Source organism: Thalassospira sp. MCCC 1A01428 (assembly GCF_002115825.1).
Taxonomy (GTDB): domain Bacteria; phylum Pseudomonadota; class Alphaproteobacteria; order Rhodospirillales; family Thalassospiraceae; genus Thalassospira.
Genome location: NZ_JFJZ01000003.1, coordinates 58,695 through 77,642 on the forward strand (window position 1 = coordinate 58,695; position 18,948 = coordinate 77,642).

Below are 18,948 nucleotides of genomic sequence, written 5' to 3' on the forward strand. Positions count from 1 at the left end.
GCAGGCTGCACATTTTTGCATCCGGGGGTTACATGCTTGGGGCTTGAGTCGTTCCAGACAAACACGTAACCATAAATGCAAAGTCATTTACGTGCGGGGGTGTTTGCATATCCTGCATCATCGCCCCTGCCCATTCAGGTTGTGTCATGCCCTTAAAAGCCGCCCTTTTATCACTGTCTGTTGCCATTATCTGGGGCATTAACGTGCTTACGGTTAAAGGGGCAGTTAGCGAAATTCCCCCGGTAATGCTTACCGCCATGCGCTTTGCCGCTGTTTCCCTGTTGCTGGTGCCCTTTACCAAAATCCCGCGTGCAAAACTGGGCAAGCTGGCCGTCTTGTCGGTTGTTTTTGGCTTTGGTCATTTCGGGGTGCTGTTTTACGCCTTGTCGATGCTCGATGCGGGGCCGGTTGCGATCATTGTTTTACTGGGTGTTCCCTTTTCATCAATGCTGGCAACCTATTTTTTTAACGACCGGCTAGGCTGGAAACGCCTGTTAGGAATGACGCTGGCCTTCGTTGGCGTGACGCTAATGTTCTGGGATCCGTCAATGACGGATTTGCAGGTTCCGTTGTTGCTGGTGGTGTTTGCGGCCCTGATGTGGGCTGTGGCCAATGTCCTGATCAAACAACTGGGCGACATCAACACGTTTGAATTAAATGGCTGGATGGCCCTGATGGCAGCCCCGCAATTGCTGGTTTTATCGTTTATTCTGGAACCCGATGCGATTAACGCCGTTATGAATGCAAGCTGGATGGCGTGGGCAAATTTAAGTTTCACCGTCGTGATGTCGTCGATTGTCGCTTACGGGTCGTGGTATTATCTATTGAAAACCTACGATGTGAACCAGGTTGTGCCATGGTCGTTACTCGCCCCGATTGTCAGCGTCACCGGGTCGATCCTGATCTTTGGTGAAGCCATCAGCAGCTTTAAAATCATTGGCGGGTTAACGGTTCTGGTTGGTGTTGCCGTTATCATGTTTCGCAAACCGCCGCAAAATCAGGAACAGGGAATGGATTAACCCATGGCGGAACAGCACGAACAGCCGACAAAGCCCGTGCCGACCATTATTTGGCACCCCTCGCCCAATTTTGGCGACCGCCCGGCGGGGGCCGCCATTGATACGCTGGTGTTGCATTACACCGGTATGCCCAATGGCGAAATGGCCCTGACCCGCATGTGCGACCCGGCATCCCAGGTTTCGGCCCATTACATGGTCGAGGAAGATGGCTGTATTTACCAGTTGGTAGCTGAATCCAAACGCGCCTGGCATGCCGGGCGCGGATTTTGGCGCGGATGCACAGATATCAATTCATCTTCCATCGGCATTGAAATTGTTAATCCCGGCCATGAATTTGGCTATCGCCCGTTTGCCATTGCCCAAATCGATGCGGTTATTGCCCTGTGCCAGGCACTGTTGGGCCGACACGATATTCCAGCCCACAATATCATCGCCCATTCCGACATGGCGCCGGACCGCAAGGAAGACCCCGGCGAATTGTTTCCATGGCAAAAGCTGGCTGAGAACGGCATCGGGTTATGGCCCCAAACCGACATACGGAATCAATCCCCCCCCGACGAAAGCAAACAGAATTTCGCGTCGCCCGCCGACAGGAGCAATGAAACATCCATCATGGATGGCGTTATTGCCGCAACAATTGTAACTGATAACCAGTCCCGCCCCGTCAACGCCCTGCAAGACACAGCCCCCCCGGACCAGCCGGAAGCCGACGCAGCAGGCAGCGTTTCCCCGGGTGATTGCGAGGTGTTGTTTGACAGGTTGTTAGCGCAATTTGGTTACGGGCCGGGGCAAGCAATAGATAACCGGATCGCGTTTCAACGCCACTGGCGCCCCCACTGCCTTAACGGGCGGGCGGACGAACAAAGCCTTGCCATCCTGACAGACCTGATAGGCCAGTGCCCACCCCTGCCATAACACAGAGTAATCACAGCTGATTATAATGCCGGTTACGGCATCAGCCGGTCTTGCGGCAAAGTTGGCTGGCTGCTGCCGGAAAAATAGCGGTTAAAGGCGATCTGGCTAAAGCCCAGATGTTTATAATACAGCCGGTCAATGCTGCCATTGGCAATCATTTCCGTTATTGCCCCGTCATAATCAGCCAGAACCGGCGCCAGTTCGGTTTTTAAGCGCAAATAAAACGGTTCAATGTCCACGGCGGGCAACAGGGTTTTTAACCCCGCCGGTTCGCGCACAGCGTCCGAGCCAAAATGCAGGCTGGCAAGATCACGAAAAACAACATCGACATAATTTTTTCGCAGCATCAAAAGGCCATGCGCGTTTTCGCCAACATCAACCGGGTACATTTGGGAATCAGAGATGATTTTTTCCGGATAATCATCGCCCTGCACATGTAACCAGTTGGCCCCCTCGAAGGTTGATGGCCCTTCATAGGCCGTGTGGGGATAACTTTCGCGCACAACGGCAACCATAACCCGGTTGATCAGGCCAAATTTCGAGGCCTGCAACGGTTCGACCGTAACTTCCTTCAGGCTTTCAAACAAAACCCCGTCATACACCCCATAGCGAATGCCAAAATGACACCGCGAATGGGGCATTTGCGTAAAGCTGACACTATGCCCCGTGGTTTCAAATGCCTGCCGGGCAATATCAATTGCCAGCCCCGTTGCCCCTGCGCCATCATCATAAGCATAGGGTTCCCACCGGCTATAGCACAGGCGTATTTCGTCGGCCGCTGCCTGTGGCGACCGGCCCAAAAACCCAACGAATATGGCAAGTGTGATGACCAGAAAACGCAATAGAGACTCCAGAACACGATGACAGGGGATTAAAAATCAACTGTGAGGTTATACTACCCTTAAGTAGTGGTCATCAAACTGCAATTATTCAAGGCTCCCTTGCATCTTTATCATGCAAAAGGATAAGCACATCCCAACCCACGGTATATGTTTCGCTTTTTCTTGACCTTGGCGCATTGCTGGCGTAAACCGCGCCCACCAGATGGCTGGATGGCCGCCCTGATGTGCAGCGATGCACAAAGGGGAGGAAAGTCCGGGCTCCACGGAAACACGGTGCCAGATAACGTCTGGCGGGGGCGACCCTAGGGAAAGTGCCACAGAAAGGAAACCGCCTGATCGCGCAAGCCATCGGGCAAGGGTGAAAGGGTGCGGTAAGAGCGCACCGGTCCTTCGGTAACGCGGGACGCATGGTAAACCCCACCGGGAGCAAAACCTAATAGGAATGGTCGGCCGGACGGTTCGCCGTTGTCGGCAGGCAGGTTTTCGAGCCACCATTCGGGTTGGTTGCAGGAGGCGTTCGGCGACGAACGTCCCAGATGAATGGCCATACAGTGCGGTTCGCCGCATGGACAGAACCCGGCTTACAGGCCATCTGGTATTTTCTTTTTACGGTTCGCACAGGCCCCGTGCCCAAAGGCCCGGCTTTGCAACAGGCCGTGCATTTCCCTGACCGTCACATATTGCGACCGCGTGCCATTTGGCCATAAAAATGCCCGGCAAAACGAACCTTGCCGGGCGAAATTACATTCCGAAATCTGTTATCCGCGTTCAGCGATCGACTTGGCAAAATGGGCATCGCTTTCTTCTTGCGATACCTCTTCCCCGCCTTCAATCGACAACTGGTCTTTAATGATGGCACCCAGTGTTGGAAAACTTTTGCGGTTGATCTGGGCATCAACCTGCCACAGGCGCGACCGCATCAGTGATTTGGCACAATGCAAGAAGGCCTCCTCAACCGTGATTTTAATCACGCTGATTGGCAATTTTCCGGTATGGGCAAACAGGTTCAAAAGTTCCGGGTCATCATCAAGTTCGGCCGTGCCGTTAATACGCAGGGTCTCATTCATGCCTGGTACAAAAAACAGCAGCCCCACCTGCGGGTTAACCAGAATATTGGTCAATGTATCCAGGCGGCGATTACCGGGGCGATCCGGCATCAAAAGGGTGTTATCATCTAGCACATGGACAAAACCCGGCCCGTCGCCGCGGGGGCTGACATCGGCCGACCCCTTGCCATCTGCCGACGAAATAACAGCAAACGGGGATAGCTCAATAAAACGACGGCAATGTTTATCCAGCGCAGAAAGCTGTTTTTGCAGGGCAATTTCCAGCGGATCACCGTAAATCGTCCGTAGTTGATCAAGGGTTTCAATCTTTGCCATGCGGGCCTCCTGTATGCGGGATGGCACAAACTGCGTCAAACAAAGTTGCAAGTCAATCGCAATAACTGCTTTATGACAGGATCTGTTCCGTCGTCAATATCGTGGCAAATTCGCCCGACAGGCTGGCAAGATGTACATCATGAACGGTTTGTGCGTCCACTTTACCGCCATCTGGCAAATAACGGTCAAAACAAAAACACGCATCACCGGCCAACAGCACGTCAAATCCCAAATTGCCCGCCATCCGCGTGGTGGTATTTACACAATGATCCGTACTAATGCCGCAAATCACCAGCTTTCCTGCGCCAGATGCCCGTAAATCCGCCTCAAGGGCCGTGCCGATGAAAGCCGAATTAACATTTTTGCCATAGGTTTTTTCGCCGTCTTTCGGTTGGGCGAAATCTTCAAATTCATGGCCGGACTGGCCCGGATACAACCGCGATTGCGGCGATGTTGAAAAATGCTGCACATGAATGATCGGACCTTGCCGGGCACGCCAACGTGCAAGCAACCGGGCCGCATTATGTTCGGCAGCGGGGTTATTGCGCTGCCCCCAATAATTCAGGTCGCGAAAACCTTTTTGCCAGTCGATCATGATCAAGGTGGGCTGTGTATGTGATGCTATATCCGTCATGTCAGATTTCCCTTGTCAGACCCGGCCCTGCCAAATGGCAACGCCCTTTATACGGGCTAGACTATCGCATCCACCCTTGGCATAAATGACAAATACCCCTTTATTTATGCCAAAACATCTGCCGTTCCCCATCAAAGGACCTGTCACATGAAAGCACATCGTCGCGTGGTTTTTATAATAACACCGCAATCGGTGCTGCTCGATATAACGGGGCCATTACAGGCTTTTCACGATGCCAACCTGCTGGTGCAATCAAACCAGGGCACACCCCATGCCAACATACCGCCTGCCCCGCCATATGAAATTATTCTGGCATCACAAACAGGTGGTGCCATCGTTACCGATACCGGCATTGCCCTGCCAACGGTGCCACTGGCAGATCTGACAGATCAGCCCATCGACAGCCTTATTGTCGCAGGAACCGACGAACCTCTGACCGCCCTTGATGACCAGGCATTGCTGGGCTGGTTGCAGGCCCAAAAAACACAGGCACGCCGGATTGCATCCATATGTATTGGCGCGTTTTTACTGGGGGCTGCCGGTATTCTCGACGGGCGAAATGCCGTTACCCACTGGCGCTGGTGCGACAGGTTGCAAAACCGGTTTCCCAAGGCCCACGTCAAACCCGACCCGATTTATATACGCGATGGCCCGGTCTGGACTTCAGCCGGGGTAACCACCGGCATAGATATGGCAATTGCCATGATCGAGGAGGATTTGGGCCGAGAAACAGCGCTGGCCGTGGCGCGCGGCCTGATCATGTTTATCAAGCGCCCCGGCGGCCAGTCGCAATTTAGTCAGCCCCTAAACCAACAGGCCTATGACCGTAATGGCCGGTTTGATGCCTTGCATGTGTGGATGCGGAAAAACCTGCATTTACGGCTGGGCGTCGAAGACCTGGCGGCACAGGCCCATATGAGCCCGCGTAATTTTTCGCGTATTTATGCCCGTGAAACCGGCACGGGCCCGGCCCATGCGCTGGAAAAAATGCGGATGGATGCAGCACGCGATTATCTTGAAACCACCCATAACACCATTGCCCATATTGCCGTTTTATGCGGCTTTGGCGACGACGAACGTATGCGCCGCTGCTTTATAAAACATTTGGGTGTTGCGCCAGGCGCCTATCGCGCCCGGTTTACAACCAGCCTTTCCGTTTGAAATACCAAAGCGGACCAACGGCCGACAAAATCATCAATCCAATCGCCAGCGGATAGCCAAATTGCCAATGCAGTTCGGGCATGAACTGAAAGTTCATACCGTAAATGCTGGCGATCAGGGTGGGGGGCAAAAACGCCGCCGCCGCGACCGAAAAAATCTTGATGATATTATTCTGTTCCAGGTTGATCATGCCCAGTGTCGCATCCAGCAGAAACGTCACCTTGTTGGCAACGAAATTGGCATGTTCGGTAATCGACAAAATATCGCGTGAAAGCGTTTTCAGCCGTGCTTTCGGGTCTTTTTTAAACCGGGCCTGGGTGTTTAAAAACAGCGCCATGCGATTCAGGTTCAACAGGCTATCCTTGGCCTTGCTGGCAAGGTTGCCTGCCCGGCCAATACGGCGCAGGTTTTCGTGGTGATCCTGGTCTGATCCGTTGCCTTCCTTGGAAAACACCGCATTGGAAATTTTCTCAAGATCAGCAACAGAAATTTCCATAATATCTGCCAGCCGGTCAACAATCTGTTCCAGCAAACCCAGCAAAACCGCGTCAGCCGAACTTGCCAGCCCCGGCGTGCGCTTCACCCGCCGCGTATAGGTTTTAAACGGGATCGGGTCGGCATAACGCAACGTAATCAGCGTTTTTTTGACCATAATAAAGGTAACGGCAATGGATTCAGGGTCGTCGGTTGCGGCTTTGTTTAACACCGTTACCGTCATGAACAACGCACCGTTTTCATCATACAAACGCGATGAAAGTTCAATTTCCTGCATTTCTTCACGGGTTGGCACCTCAATGCCAAAACGGGCTTCTATCGCGCGCAATTCGCTGGCTGTTGGCTCGAACAAATCAATCCATACCGGGGCGGCCTTGGCCGCCTTGCCCGGTGCAACGATTTTGGTTCCCGCCAGCACCGCAAGCTCACCGGCCCGTTCGCCGGTTGCCTCGTGCCCTGCATCGTTGCCTGTTTCGTCAACATGTTCCCGGGCAAGCTCGCGATCGAGTTGTTCGGTAGGGTTGTCGCTATCGCGGTAAATGTCGTCCTCGGCGTCATAGTCATCATGGTCGCCAGCGTGTTTCGCGCTCAGTTCAACCGCGCCATGTTCTTCAACATCCGCCCCGGACACGGTAACGTCGCCTTCGGTATGTTCCGGCGCATCGCCATCTGTCGATGTGCGTAGCGGGGCGTAAATTTCGTTGCTTTCCATGTACGTTCTCCGTCATCTCGGACCGGGACATTTTGGCCATGTATGACCTGCAAGGCCGGTTTTGTCACCCTTTCAGTCGTGACAGTTCTTTAACATACCCGCCATCAACAGCATTATCGACAGGTCGGCACGCTGCCCCCTTAACAGCTAAAACGGTAAAACCGTCTGAAATACAAACGGGCTGACATCACTTGCATTTCCGCGTTTTTCATCAAATGTTGCCGCAACCTTTGCCATGAATTCGCTTTTTTCAATCATCTGGTTTTGGTTGCTGTCAAATTCAGGAAACAGCAATTCCAGTCTGCGGGCCTCGGTACGCAACCGGTTACGGTTGGCATCGGCCGATCCGGGCAAGGCCTCGACGGCGGAAAATTCGCGCATCACCAGCACATTATCACCGTTTATGTCATGACGGCGAAACATCCAGGCCGCATAACTTGCTGCCTCGTCGGCATTGATCCGGCCATCCTGATTAATGTCGGACGGGTGATATTGCGCCCGGTAAATCGTAACCTGCTCGGGCACCGCCATCGGCGGCACCACCAGCCCGCCCTTGCGGGCAGCATCCATCTGTGCCTGCGTTGCGGCATTGGCACCGGCGGCCCCATTGCCATTTTGCGCACCGGCAACATTGGGCACATTAACACCGGGAATGGCCGGCATGGGAATCCCCGCACTGCCCGTTCCAAACCCGTCATCATCACTGCTCTGCCCAACTGCGGCACCCGTCATGCCACCAAAACCGCCGAGCCCACCCAGCCCGCCAAGACCAAATTGCTGCAACAGGGCGGGGTTATTTTGCAATTGCTGCATCAGGGCGGGCAGCATCTGGCGCATTTGCGGGGAAATGGCGCTATAAGTGCTGTCCGACTGGTTTTTACCATGGTTTGCCGTGCCCGAACGGCTTTGACTGCTGGTACTGTTTTGGGCCAGTGCAGGCAAAGTCATCAACAGGCAAGGCACAAAAACCTGGCAGGCAATTAACCTGATTATAGTCTTTATTTGCAAAACTGACTCCGGTTCGCAACAGGGCGGGCAGGCAGATCATAACAGGCAAAGGCACAATTTATCCCATCAAACTCCATCCTGGCCCAAAAACCAATCCCCGATGGGCTGCTATGGTCATATTTGGGTTTTCATGGTCCAAAACGCAAAAACATACTGAAATCGCACCTTTTATGCCCTGTTCAGCCCAATATGCCCCTACCCAAAAAAGGCCAGAAAAGGGCAGAATTGCCCACAAATTTCATAGTTGAACCCATCAATTCCCATTGACCCCCATGATATCCCATGGTACCCCATTCCATAGGCATTTTAGCGGTGCCGAGTGGGGCACAGACGTCTGGTTGGCGATGTCTTTTTCCAAACTTCGTTTTCCAGTGGTCGATTTTCAGGGGATTAAGGCGGGTGCTGTTCACCGGGACGCACATTCACAAACTGGATCGGAAAGGGCGCGTATCCGTGCCCAAACGGTTCCGTGCCGCCCTTGAAGAAGACGGATTTGCCGGCATTTATGTTTATGAATCCCCCAAGGAACCCACTGTCGAAGGCTGTTCTGAAAGCCACATGGAACGCATTGCGGCATCGCTTGACGATCTGGAAATGTTTTCCGACGAGGCAGAAGACCTTGCCGACACCATCCTTGGCGCGTCGCATGCCCTGCCGTTTGATGGCGAAGGCCGCATCATTTTGCCACCCGAATTAATCGAATATGCCGGCATCACCGATCAGGTTGCCTTTGTGGGCCGGGGCCGCACCTTCCGCATCTGGAACCCCGACACCTTTGCTGATCGTAAAACCGCCAGCCGCACCCGGGTTGTCAATCGCGGTTCAACCCTTAAGCTGAAACCGGCTGCCGCGTCCCCTGCGCGTAGCGCCGGCATGCCCCCCGGTTCTGCTGTGGAAACACCGGAGGACGAGGCATGACAACATCCCCCTTGCTGTTTGACCCGTCTGCGCCGGCCCCGCACAAACCGGTTTTGCTGCGCGAAGTGCTGGAATATCTAAAACCCGCCGAAGGCGAAATCATTGTAGACGGCACATTTGGCGCAGGCGGTTACAGCCGCGCCATTCTTGATCATGCGCCCTGCACCCTTTATGGCATCGACCGCGACCCAAGCGCGGTTGAAACCGGCACCAAACTGGCCGCTGACTATAATGGACGCTTTCACATGGTTGAAGGCTGCTTTGGCGATATGGCAACCCTGCTGCCGACACACGGTGTTGCACAGGTGGATGGCATCGTTCTTGATATCGGTGTGTCGTCGATGCAGATCGACCAGGCTGATCGCGGATTTTCGTTTCGCACCGATGGCCCGCTTGATATGCGCATGTCGATGTCTGGCCCCAGCGCGGCTGATTTCATCAATACCGCCGACGAAGAAGACATCGCCAATGTCATTTACCGGTTTGGCGAAGAACGCGCCTCGCGCAAGGTCGCCCATAAAATTGTGGAAATGCGCGCCGAAACCCCGTTTACCAGCACCGGCCAGCTTGCCAGTGCCGTGCGATCGGTTGTGCGTAAATCCAAAGATGGCATCGACCCGGCGACCCGTACTTTTCAGGGCCTGCGCATCCACGTAAATGATGAACTGGGCGAGCTGGACCGCGCCTTAAATGCCGCCGAAGCCATTTTGAAACCGGGCGGACGGCTGGTAGTTGTCACCTTCCATTCACTGGAAGACCGGCTGGTGAAAACCTTTTTCAAGGAACGCTGCGGCGACCCGCGCAAACAGTCGCGCCGCCTGCCCGGCGAACCCGAAGCCGCCAAACCGACCTTCAGCACACTTAGCCGCAAGGCCGTCACCGCTGAGAAAGACGAGTTGCGCGCCAACCCGCGTGCCCGGTCGGCCAAATTGCGCGCTGCAGCGCGCAACGACCTGCCCGCCACCGCCACCCTTAAAGCAGGAGGCACCGCATGACCAAAATCGTAACCGGTTTCTGGTTTTTAATGACGGTTTTGATCGGCGTTGGCACCTATTGGGTTTCGCACGAAGTGGAACGTCTGGAACGGCGTTATGCCGCCATTCAGTCCGACATTCTTGACGAACAGGAAAGCATCCACGTTTTTCAGGCGGAATGGAGCTATCTGAACGCACCGGGCCGGATTGAAAAGCTGGCCCGGGAATATCTGAAACTTGACCAGATTCAGCCCCTGCAAATGGCCAGCATCGACACAATTCCGACCGACACCGATGCCAAACGCTACCGTCTGGACAAATTTGGTGAAGCCGTGGCCTATATGCCCGCCCCGCGCGACCGGCCAGGCGAAAGCGCCTATGACGAAGCATCGGAAAACATGATCATTGATGGCCCCAGCGTTGGCATTCCTGCCCCGGAAACCGGGGGCCAGCAATGAACCTGTTACGCTTTTCATACTGGCTGCGCGGTGATCGCCCGGAACTGGGCCCCGAACAACGTGAAAAACACGCGCTGGAAACAGCGCGTAACCGCATTTTTATTACCGGCATCATGTTCGGCATCGGCTTTTTATGGATCGCCGGGGGCCTGTTTAATGCCACCGTGCTAAAACAGGGCAACGAACCTGATTTAACCGCAGGCACGGATAGCAAGGAACTTAAAACCGAACGCGCCGATATTGTGGATCGCAACGGTATTTTGCTGGCGACCGACCTTCCGACCAGTTCGCTTTATGCTGATGCCCGTGTGATCAAGGACCCGGTTGGCGCGGCCGACCATTTGCTGACCGTGCTGCCCGGCCTGGATCGCGATACGCTGATCCGCCATTTGGGCTCGCAAAAGGCATTTGTCTGGTTGCGCCGCAACCTGACCCCGGACCAGCAATACAAGGTCAATGCGCTTGGTATTCCCGGCCTGAATTTTCAGCGCGAAGAACGCCGCGTTTATCCGCAAGGCCGCCTTTTTGCCCATGTGCTGGGCTTTACCGATATTGACAATAACGGCATTGCCGGCGCCGAACGCGAATTTGACAATGATCTGCGCAGCAATTCCGGCCCGTTGCGCCTGTCGCTTGATATCCGGGTGCAGCATGCCCTGCGCGCCGAGGTTTCCAGCGCAATGGAAACATACAGTGCCGCCGGGGCCACCGGCCTGGTAATGGACATTTATACCGGCGAAGTCATGGGCATGGTTTCCCTGCCCGACTTTGACCCGCACCGTCCCGGTCAGGGCCCGGCAGATGCGCGTTTTAACCGCGCAACGCTGGGTGTTTACGAACAGGGATCAGTGTTTAAACTGTTTAATGCTGCCATCGCACTTGATACCGGCACATCGACACTTTACAGCACCTACGATGCCACCAAACCCATGCGTGTCGCCCGGTTTACCATCCATGACTTTCATGGCGAAAACCGCTGGCTGACAGTGCCCGAAATCCTGGCTTACAGCTCGAATATCGGCTCGGCCCGCATGGCGATGGATTTTGGCATTGAAACCCAGAAAAAATATTTGAAAGACTTTGGCTTTCTCGACCCGTCCGATGTCGAACTGCCCGAAGTCGCCTCCCCGCTGTTGCCCAACCCGTGGCGTGAAATCAACCTGATGACGATTTCCTACGGGCATGGCATTGCGGTTACCCCCCTGCAACTGGTGAATGGCATTTCAACCATTTCCAATGGCGGCATTCGCCGCCCCAGCACGATCCTGAAACAGGACGGTGCCCCGGCAGGTGTGCGGGTTATTTCAAAAAAGACTTCTGACGACATGCGCCGTTTGATGCGTCTTGTTGTTACCGAAGGTTCCGGCAAAAAAGCCGACGTACCGGGTTACTTCCTTGGCGGAAAAACCGGTACAGCCGACAAGCTGGTTAACGGGCGCTACGTAAAGAATGCCCGAATGTCTACCTTTGTGGCCGCCTTTCCGATGCAGGACCCGCGCTATGTGGTTCTGGTGACGTTAGATGGTCCGCAAGGAACAAAAGAAACTTATGGATACGCCACGGCCGGCTGGGTAGCAGCACCGGCAGTGGGTAAGGTTGTGACACGTATTGCTCCCCTACTGGGGATCGAACCGGCGTACGCGAAGGCGCCGGAAATAGAGCAAGCGTTGCGTTTGGATCTTCGCAAAGAGGAACGCAAACTTGCGTCTTTCTGAGCTTATGGCAGGAGATCAGGCGGCATTAAAACATGCCGAAGGACAGGACCCTGATATCAAGGGCCTGACCGCAGATTCACGCGCAGTCCGTGATGGATATATGTTCGCCGCCCTTCCGGGGGCGCGAGAAGACGGTGCCAAATATATTGACGACGCCATCAAACTGGGGGCGTCGGCGATTTTGGCAAAAACCAATACCCCGAAAACACCGGCCATTACCGTGCCGTTGATTCCGGTTGAAAACCCGCGCCAGCGTTATGCGCAGCTTGCGGCCCGTTTTTACGGCAAGCAGCCCGATACCATTGCCGCCATTACCGGCACCAATGGCAAAACATCCACCGCTGTTTTCACCGAACAGCTTTGGACATTGCTGGGTAAAACATCGGGGTCCATCGGCACATTGGGCATTCGCGCTGCCGGGGCCAAAATCCCCGGGTCGCTTACCACGCCCGACCCGGTTGCCCTGCACCAGTCGCTGGCCGAAATGTCCGATATTGGTGTAACCCATGTTGCCATGGAAGCCAGTTCGCACGGGTTGGACCAGCACCGGCTCGATGGCGTCAAGGTCCGCGTTGCGGCCTTCACCAACCTGTCGCGCGACCACCTGGATTATCACGGCGACTTTGCCAAATATTTTGCGGCCAAGGCCCGGTTGTTTCAAAACCTGCTGATGGCGGATGGTACTGCCGTCATCAATGCCGATATCGCCCAATATGACCTGCTGCAACGCATTTGCCAGGATCGCGGCATTGACATATTGTCCTATGGCACCAAAGGCGACGGCATTAAATTGCTGTCCACCAAACCCGATGCCACAGGCACGAAAATCAAACTTGCCATCGACAATGGCGAATACAGTGTGCATTTACCGCTGATGGGCACTTTCCAGGTCATGAATGCCCTGGCAGCCCTGGGCATTGTCATTGCATCGGGTGCGGAAATTGACGATGCGGTTGCTGCCCTTGAAAAACTGCAAGGTGTGCGGGGCCGGTTGGAACTGGTGGGCAAAACCAAATTTGGTGCGCCGGTTTTTGTCGATTACGCCCACACCCCCGATGCCCTTGAAACCGTGATCAAGGCCGTGCGCCCGCATTGCAAGGGCCGGGTGATTTGCATTTTTGGCGCCGGTGGCGACCGCGATACCGGCAAACGCCCGGAAATGGGCCGCATTGTTAAAGACAATGCCGATATCGCCATTATCACCGACGACAACCCGCGCAGCGAAGACCCGGCAACCATTCGTGCCGCCATCAAGGTCGCGTGCGAAGGGGCGGTTGAAATTGGCGACCGCGCCGAAGCCATCAAACGCGGCATTGGTATCTTGCAACGTAATGACATTTTGATTATTGCCGGCAAAGGCCATGAACGCGGCCAGATCGTTGGCGCAAACGTATTGCCATTTGACGATGCGGCTGTGGCCCGCAATCTGTTGCTGGGTGGCAACTAGCCACGTATATACCCGCCGCTACCCTGCCCGTTTCGGGGCGGGGTAGCGCATGGGGTAACGTGTGATCTGCCAGACAGACAGAGACCTGACCAACGGAAAGAAGAAACGTGATGAGCAAAGCTGTTTTATGGACGGCAGAAGATGCCGTATCCGCCACCGGCGGCATCGTCGCTGGCGACTGGCAGATAACCGGCATTTCAATCGACAGCCGCAAAACCCGGCCTGGCGATTTGTTCATTGCCTTAAAAGGCCCGAATTTTGACGGTCACCAGTTTGTCGCCAAGGCGTTTGAGGCAGGCTGTGCCGCCGCCCTTGTTTCCGACGGGTCGGTTTTACCGCCCGATGCCCCGGCCCTGATTGTTGACGATACCCTTGATGCCATGGTGCGCCTTGGCCTGGCAGGGCGCGCACGCAGCAAAGCCAAAATCATCGCCATTACCGGCAGTGTTGGCAAAACCGGCACCAAGGAAGCCCTTAAATATGTTCTGGGCGAACAGGGCAAAACCCACGCCAGCCCGGCCAGCTTTAACAACCATTGGGGCGTGCCGCTCAGTTTGGCGACCTTGCCGGTCGATGCCGAATATGGCGTTTTTGAAATTGGTATGAACCACCCGGGCGAAATTACCCCGCTGGTTCAAATGGTGAAACCCTCGGTGGCATTGATCACCAACGTGGTGGGCGCGCATACCGAATATTTCAAGGATGAAGGCGAAATCGCCAAGGCCAAAGCCGAAATCTTTGAGGGGCTGGACAAGGATGGCGCCGCTGTCCTTAATCGCGACAATTTGCATTATTTTGCCCTGGCCCGCCGGGCCAAAGAACTGGGCATATCCACCATCAAGGCTTTTGGCACCGATGCCACCGCCGACTACCGCCTGTTTGAAGCCAATATTGTTACCGGCGGCAGTGCCGTTCGGGCCCGTGTCGGGGGCCGTGATCTGGAATATTTCATTGGTTGCCCCGGTGAACACTGGGTCATCAATTCGCTGGCGATTTTGGCCTGCGTTGACCAGCTGGGTGCCGATGTGGTGCGGGCTGCGCAGGATTTGGCCGATGTCACCCCGCCTGCCGGGCGCGGCGCACGCCATATCCTTGCCATCAACAACAAAGCCGGGGCCAAAACCGGGCAGTATGTTTTGATCGACGATGCCTATAACGCCAACCCGACATCGATGATGGCCGGGTTAAAACTGCTGGCAAACGAAAAACCCGAAGGCAAAGGCCGCCGCATTGCTGTTTTGGGCGACATGCGCGAACTGGGTGCCGAGGCCGAACAAATGCACCGCGACCTTGCCCATCCGCTTGAACATCTGGGAATCGACGGTGTTTTTACGGTTGGCCCCATGATGGCCCTGCTGGCACAAGAACTGCCCGACGACCGCCATTTAGGCCATTTTGATGCCGCCGAGGACGCGATTTCCCCCATTCACGCCGAAATACGCGATGGCGATGTGGTTTTAATCAAAGGTTCGCTTGGCATTTACGTTTCTAAAATTGTTTCCGCTTTAAAATCCGGCCATACGGGCACTGCCCCGACATCCAACTGACGCATAAGGGACCCAAGGGGCGATGCTCTATAACCTGCTATACCCGCTGGCTGACCAGTTTCCGCTGTTTAATCTGTTTCGGTACATCACCTTTCGTACCGGCGGAGCTGTTTTCACATCGCTGGTGCTGGCATTTGTGCTGGGTCCCTGGCTGATCGACCAATTGCGCGCCCGCCAAAACGAAGGGCAGCCCATTCGCGAAGACGGGCCGGAAAGCCACCTTCTGACCAAAAAAGGCACGCCCACCATGGGCGGCCTTTTGCTTCTGATTTCTACCTGTGTGGCGACCCTGTTGTGGGCCGACCTGACCAACCCCTATGTGTGGGCGGTTTTACTGGTTACCATTGGCTATGGTTTTCTGGGTTTCATGGATGACTTTTTAAAGGTGTCCAAACGCAATTCCAAAGGCCTGCCGGGCAAGGTCAAACTGCTGGGACAGTTTTCCATTGCCGTTCTGGCATCATGGTGGATTGCCCACAATACCGACCCGGCCCTGGCAACCCAGCTGGCCTTTCCGTTTTTCAAAAACCTGTTACTGGATCTGGGCTGGTTTTTCGTTCCCTTTGCCATGTTTGTCATGGTTGGGGCGTCAAATGCTGTCAATCTGACCGACGGGCTGGATGGCCTTGCCATTGTCCCGGTCATGATTGCCGCCGCCAGCTTTGCCCTGATCACGTATCTGATTGGTAACGTTCAGTTTGCCGATTATTTACAGGTTCATTATATCGCCGGGTCCGGTGAATTAACCGTGTTACTGGGCGCACTTGTCGGTGCCGGATTGGGCTTTTTATGGTTCAACGCCCCACCCGCCATGGTGTTTATGGGCGATACCGGGTCTTTGGCCCTTGGCGGGGCACTGGGTGCGGTTGCCGTTGTTACCAAACACGAACTGGTCCTGGCGATTATTGGCGGTTTGTTCGTCCTTGAAACGGTATCGGTGATTATTCAGGTCGGATCGTTCAAGCTGACCGGCAAACGCGTGTTTCGCATGGCTCCGCTTCATCACCATTTTGAAAAAAAGGGCTGGCACGAACCCACTATCGTGATCCGGTTCTGGATCATCTCAGTCATTCTGGCCCTGATCGGCCTTGCCACCCTTAAGCTGCGTTAAGACTTACCCTGTTTTGAATGGAACGCGACATTGATCGATCTTTCACATTTGCGCGGAAAAACCGTTGCGGTTCTGGGCCTGGGCAAATCGGGGCTGGCCAGTGTGAAGGCCCTGATCAAGTCAGGTGCCACGGTTTGGGCCTGGGATGATAATGCCGATAGCCGCCATCAGCTTGATGACTTGAGTGTCACGCCGGTTAATCTGGTAGAATGCGACTGGAACCAGCCCGACATGCTGGTGATCAGCCCCGGCATTCCTTCCACATTTCCAACCCCGCACCCGGCGGCCGAAAAAGCACGCCGGGCAGGCAAACCGATTATCTGTGATGTGGAACTGCTTTGCACCACAGCGGCCCATGTCCCCATGCTGGCGATTACCGGCACCAACGGCAAATCAACCACCACCGCGTTAACCGCCCATATCATCGCCCAATCGGGTATCAAAACCCAGGTTGGCGGCAATCTGGGGTATCCGGTTTTGGGGTTTGATGCCCTTGATACTAACGATTGTTACGTACTGGAACTCTCAAGTTATCAGTTAGACCTGATTGCTGACGCTGCCTTTGATGCCAGCGCGCTTTTAAACATAACGCCTGATCATTTGGACCGTCACGGCGGCATGCCGGGCTATATCGGCGCAAAACGCAATATTTTTGCCCGCCAAAAAGGGCCGAAATGGGCGATCATTTCAATTGATGATGAACCCTGTGCGCAAATGGCAACCGAACTGGCCCGCGAAGGCGGCCACCGCATGGTTGAAATTTCGGTAAACGGCCCGGCCCCGCATGGCGTTTATGTCGATGATCACTGGCTGGTCGATGATCTGGATGGGCATAAAAACCCGGTGCTGGACCTTGCCACCGTGTCCCACATGCCCGGCCGACATAACTGGCAAAACATTGCCTTTGCCTATGCCCTGTGCCGGGCGCGCGCCGTTGCCCCCGCCGATATCCTGGCCGGGGTTATGTCCTTTCCCGGCCTTGCCCATCGCCAGGAACAAATCGGCACAATTGATGGCATTGTTTTTGTTAATGACAGCAAAGCCACCAATGCCGAAGCCACCGCAAAGGCGCTGTCTGCCTATGACAACATTTACTGGATTTTGGGCGGCAAACCAAAGGAAGGCGGCATTGACGGGCTGGAACCCTGGTACGGACGGATCAAAAAGGCCTTTTTGATTGGCAGTGCAACAGACGATTTTGCCGCCAAACTGGATGGCGATTTGCCCTATGAAAAATGCGGCACACTGGAAATTGCCACCGCACGCGCGCTTGATTGCGCCAGGGCAGACAAAGCCGGCCACACCAACGATGAAAATGCGCCACTAACCCCGATTATTTTGTTGTCGCCTGCCTGTGCATCCTTTGACCAGTTCAAAAGTTTTGAAGCCCGCGGCGATGCCTTTCGCACCCTGTTTGGCACCCTGTCGTCACAGTCCCCCGGTCTGGAGTCCTTATGAAATCCCTGTTTGGCGATAAAAATGGCAATACTGCCTTTTCACGCGCCGATACGTCGGTTTTAAGTGTGTGGTGGTGGACCGTGGACCGCTGGTTGCTGGCAGCAACCATATTGTTAATGGGTATCGGCGCACTTCTGGTGATGTCAGCCAGCCCGCCTGTCGCTGACCGTATTGGTGTCGATAGCTTTCACTTTGTCCGCAGGCAGTTTTTCTTTTTGGCACTGGCGGTTATTTGTGCCGGTGGCATTTCCATGCTGTCGATCAAATGGGTGCGCAGGCTCGCCTCGATCATGTTTTTAGGCGTGGTCGCCATGCTGATTGTAACGCCCTTTGTTGGCGCGGAAATCAAGGGCGCTGTCCGCTGGATCAATTTTGGCGGCGTCACCATCCAGCCATCGGAATTTTTAAAACCGGCCTTTGCCGTTGTTGCTGCCTGGATGTTTTCCGAAGGGCGCTTAAACCCCAATTTCCCTGGCTATATCGTTAGCTGCATGTTGCTGGCAACCTGCATTATTTTGCTGATGATCCAGCCCGATTTCGGGCAAACAGTGGTGATTACAGCGATCTGGTCAGCACAAATTTTTCTCGCCGGCCTGCCTATCGTGCTGGTTTTCGGTCTGGGGATGAGCGTGGTTGGCCTGGCGGCTTCGGCCTATCTGATTTTGCCGCACGTGCAATCGCGCGTGGACCGTTTTCTTGACCCGGCAACGGGCGACAATTACCAGATCCAGCGGTCGATGGAAGCCTTCATGAATGGCGGCATCATGGGCCAGGGGCCGGGCGAGGGCACAGTTAAAAACTATCTGCCCGATGCCCATTCCGACTTTATTTTTGCCGTCGCAGGCGAGGAATTCGGCCTGTTATTTTGCCTGCTGGTGGTGGGTATTTTCACCTTCATCATCATGCGGGGCCTGTCGCGCATGATGGGCGAACGCAATATGTTTGTCGTTCTGGCGGTAACCGGGCTTCTGGTTCAGTTTGGTTTACAGGCCATGATCAACATGGCATCGACCCTGCAACTTGTCCCGCCCAAAGGCATGACCTTGCCGTTTGTGTCCTATGGCGGGTCATCAACTGTCGCCATTGCCATCAGCATGGGCTTTATTTTGGCCCTGACGCGAAAAAGAAGCACCAACTAGGCCGTTTTTCGCC

Annotated in this window: 17 protein-coding genes and 1 other RNA gene; 13 read left to right on the forward strand and 5 right to left on the reverse strand. The window is 54.8% G+C overall.

Annotated features, from left to right (window positions below):
• Positions 1 to 146: 146 nt before the first annotated feature.
• Together THS27_RS03275 and THS27_RS27705 are read left to right on the forward strand one after the other, a co-directional pair.
• Positions 147 to 1,019 carry a DMT family transporter gene (locus tag THS27_RS03275; RefSeq protein ID WP_085587839.1) on the forward strand — a complete coding sequence of 291 codons (873 nt, stop codon included), beginning with the start codon at positions 147 to 149 and terminating at the stop codon, positions 1,017 to 1,019.
• A gap of 3 nt (positions 1,020 to 1,022) precedes the next feature.
• On the forward strand, positions 1,023 to 1,934 hold the full coding sequence (locus tag THS27_RS27705) for an N-acetylmuramoyl-L-alanine amidase (protein ID WP_085587841.1): 912 nt from the start codon (positions 1,023 to 1,025) through the stop codon (positions 1,932 to 1,934).
• Positions 1,935 to 1,966: 32 nt separating this feature from the next.
• Here the strand turns inward: THS27_RS27705 and THS27_RS03285 are convergent, their stop codons facing one another.
• Positions 1,967 to 2,776 (reverse strand): ABC transporter substrate-binding protein, encoded by an 810-nt coding sequence (locus THS27_RS03285; RefSeq protein WP_168184810.1) that lies wholly within the window; start codon positions 2,774 to 2,776, stop codon positions 1,967 to 1,969.
• 198 nt (positions 2,777 to 2,974) lie between these two features.
• On the opposite strand from THS27_RS03285, the gene rnpB reads away from it, so the two are divergent.
• Positions 2,975 to 3,376: RNase P RNA component class A (gene rnpB, locus THS27_RS03290), an RNA gene on the forward strand.
• A gap of 158 nt (positions 3,377 to 3,534) precedes the next feature.
• Here rnpB and THS27_RS03295 read toward each other — a convergent pair.
• Positions 3,535 to 4,158 (reverse strand): pyridoxamine 5'-phosphate oxidase family protein, encoded by a 624-nt coding sequence (locus THS27_RS03295; protein WP_085587845.1) that lies wholly within the window; start codon positions 4,156 to 4,158, stop codon positions 3,535 to 3,537.
• Between the two features lie 70 nt (positions 4,159 to 4,228).
• Positions 4,229 to 4,792 (reverse strand): cysteine hydrolase family protein, encoded by a 564-nt coding sequence (locus tag THS27_RS03300; protein ID WP_085587846.1) that lies wholly within the window; start codon positions 4,790 to 4,792, stop codon positions 4,229 to 4,231.
• 147 nt (positions 4,793 to 4,939) lie between these two features.
• Between THS27_RS03300 and THS27_RS03305 the strand changes: the two genes are divergently transcribed.
• Complete coding sequence (locus tag THS27_RS03305; protein ID WP_085587848.1) at positions 4,940 to 5,953, forward strand: GlxA family transcriptional regulator; 1,014 nt, start codon at positions 4,940 to 4,942, stop codon at positions 5,951 to 5,953.
• Here the strand turns inward: THS27_RS03305 and corA are convergent.
• A complete protein-coding gene (gene corA / locus THS27_RS03310) occupies positions 5,931 to 7,160 on the reverse strand; it encodes a magnesium/cobalt transporter CorA (protein ID WP_085587850.1) in 1,230 nt (409 codons plus the stop codon). The genes THS27_RS03305 and corA overlap by 23 nt on opposite strands.
• A 147-nt stretch (positions 7,161 to 7,307) precedes the next feature.
• A complete protein-coding gene (locus THS27_RS03315; protein WP_085587853.1) occupies positions 7,308 to 8,108 on the reverse strand; it encodes an EF-hand domain-containing protein in 801 nt (266 codons plus the stop codon).
• 459 nt (positions 8,109 to 8,567) lie between these two features.
• Here THS27_RS03315 and THS27_RS03320 point away from each other — a divergent pair, with 459 nt between their 5' ends.
• The 9 genes from THS27_RS03320 (at position 8,568) to ftsW (ending at position 18,935) form a co-directional block, all read left to right on the forward strand.
• Positions 8,568 to 9,086 carry a division/cell wall cluster transcriptional repressor MraZ gene (locus THS27_RS03320; protein ID WP_085587854.1) on the forward strand — a complete coding sequence of 173 codons (519 nt, stop codon included), beginning with the start codon at positions 8,568 to 8,570 and terminating at the stop codon, positions 9,084 to 9,086.
• Entirely contained in the window at positions 9,083 to 10,081 is a 999-nt protein-coding gene (gene rsmH, locus THS27_RS03325; protein ID WP_085587856.1) for a 16S rRNA (cytosine(1402)-N(4))-methyltransferase RsmH, read from the forward strand. Before THS27_RS03320 ends, rsmH begins: the two co-directional genes overlap by 4 nt.
• On the forward strand, positions 10,078 to 10,518 hold the full coding sequence (locus THS27_RS03330; RefSeq protein ID WP_085587858.1) for a hypothetical protein: 441 nt from the start codon (positions 10,078 to 10,080) through the stop codon (positions 10,516 to 10,518). Before rsmH ends, THS27_RS03330 begins: the two co-directional genes overlap by 4 nt.
• Positions 10,515 to 12,233 carry a penicillin-binding protein 2 gene (locus THS27_RS03335; RefSeq protein WP_085587860.1) on the forward strand — a complete coding sequence of 573 codons (1,719 nt, stop codon included), beginning with the start codon at positions 10,515 to 10,517 and terminating at the stop codon, positions 12,231 to 12,233. Before THS27_RS03330 ends, THS27_RS03335 begins: the two co-directional genes overlap by 4 nt.
• Positions 12,220 to 13,680, forward strand: a complete 1,461-nt coding sequence (locus THS27_RS03340) for a UDP-N-acetylmuramoyl-L-alanyl-D-glutamate--2,6-diaminopimelate ligase (RefSeq protein WP_085587862.1) — start codon at positions 12,220 to 12,222, stop codon at positions 13,678 to 13,680. The genes THS27_RS03335 and THS27_RS03340 overlap by 14 nt, the downstream gene beginning before the upstream one ends.
• A 110-nt stretch (positions 13,681 to 13,790) precedes the next feature.
• Positions 13,791 to 15,227, forward strand: a complete 1,437-nt coding sequence (locus tag THS27_RS03345) for a UDP-N-acetylmuramoylalanyl-D-glutamyl-2,6-diaminopimelate--D-alanyl-D-alanine ligase (protein WP_085587864.1) — start codon at positions 13,791 to 13,793, stop codon at positions 15,225 to 15,227.
• Positions 15,228 to 15,249: 22 nt separating this feature from the next.
• Positions 15,250 to 16,338 carry a phospho-N-acetylmuramoyl-pentapeptide-transferase gene (gene mraY / locus THS27_RS03350; RefSeq protein WP_085587865.1) on the forward strand — a complete coding sequence of 363 codons (1,089 nt, stop codon included), beginning with the start codon at positions 15,250 to 15,252 and terminating at the stop codon, positions 16,336 to 16,338.
• 30 nt (positions 16,339 to 16,368) lie between these two features.
• The gene (murD, locus tag THS27_RS03355; protein WP_085587866.1) at positions 16,369 to 17,796 is read left to right on the forward strand and encodes a UDP-N-acetylmuramoyl-L-alanine--D-glutamate ligase; all 1,428 of its coding nucleotides are present in this window, start codon (positions 16,369 to 16,371) and stop codon (positions 17,794 to 17,796) included.
• Positions 17,793 to 18,935 (forward strand): putative lipid II flippase FtsW, encoded by a 1,143-nt coding sequence (gene ftsW, locus THS27_RS03360; RefSeq protein ID WP_085587869.1) that lies wholly within the window; start codon positions 17,793 to 17,795, stop codon positions 18,933 to 18,935. The genes murD and ftsW overlap by 4 nt, the downstream gene beginning before the upstream one ends.
• Positions 18,936 to 18,948: the final 13 nt, after the last annotated feature.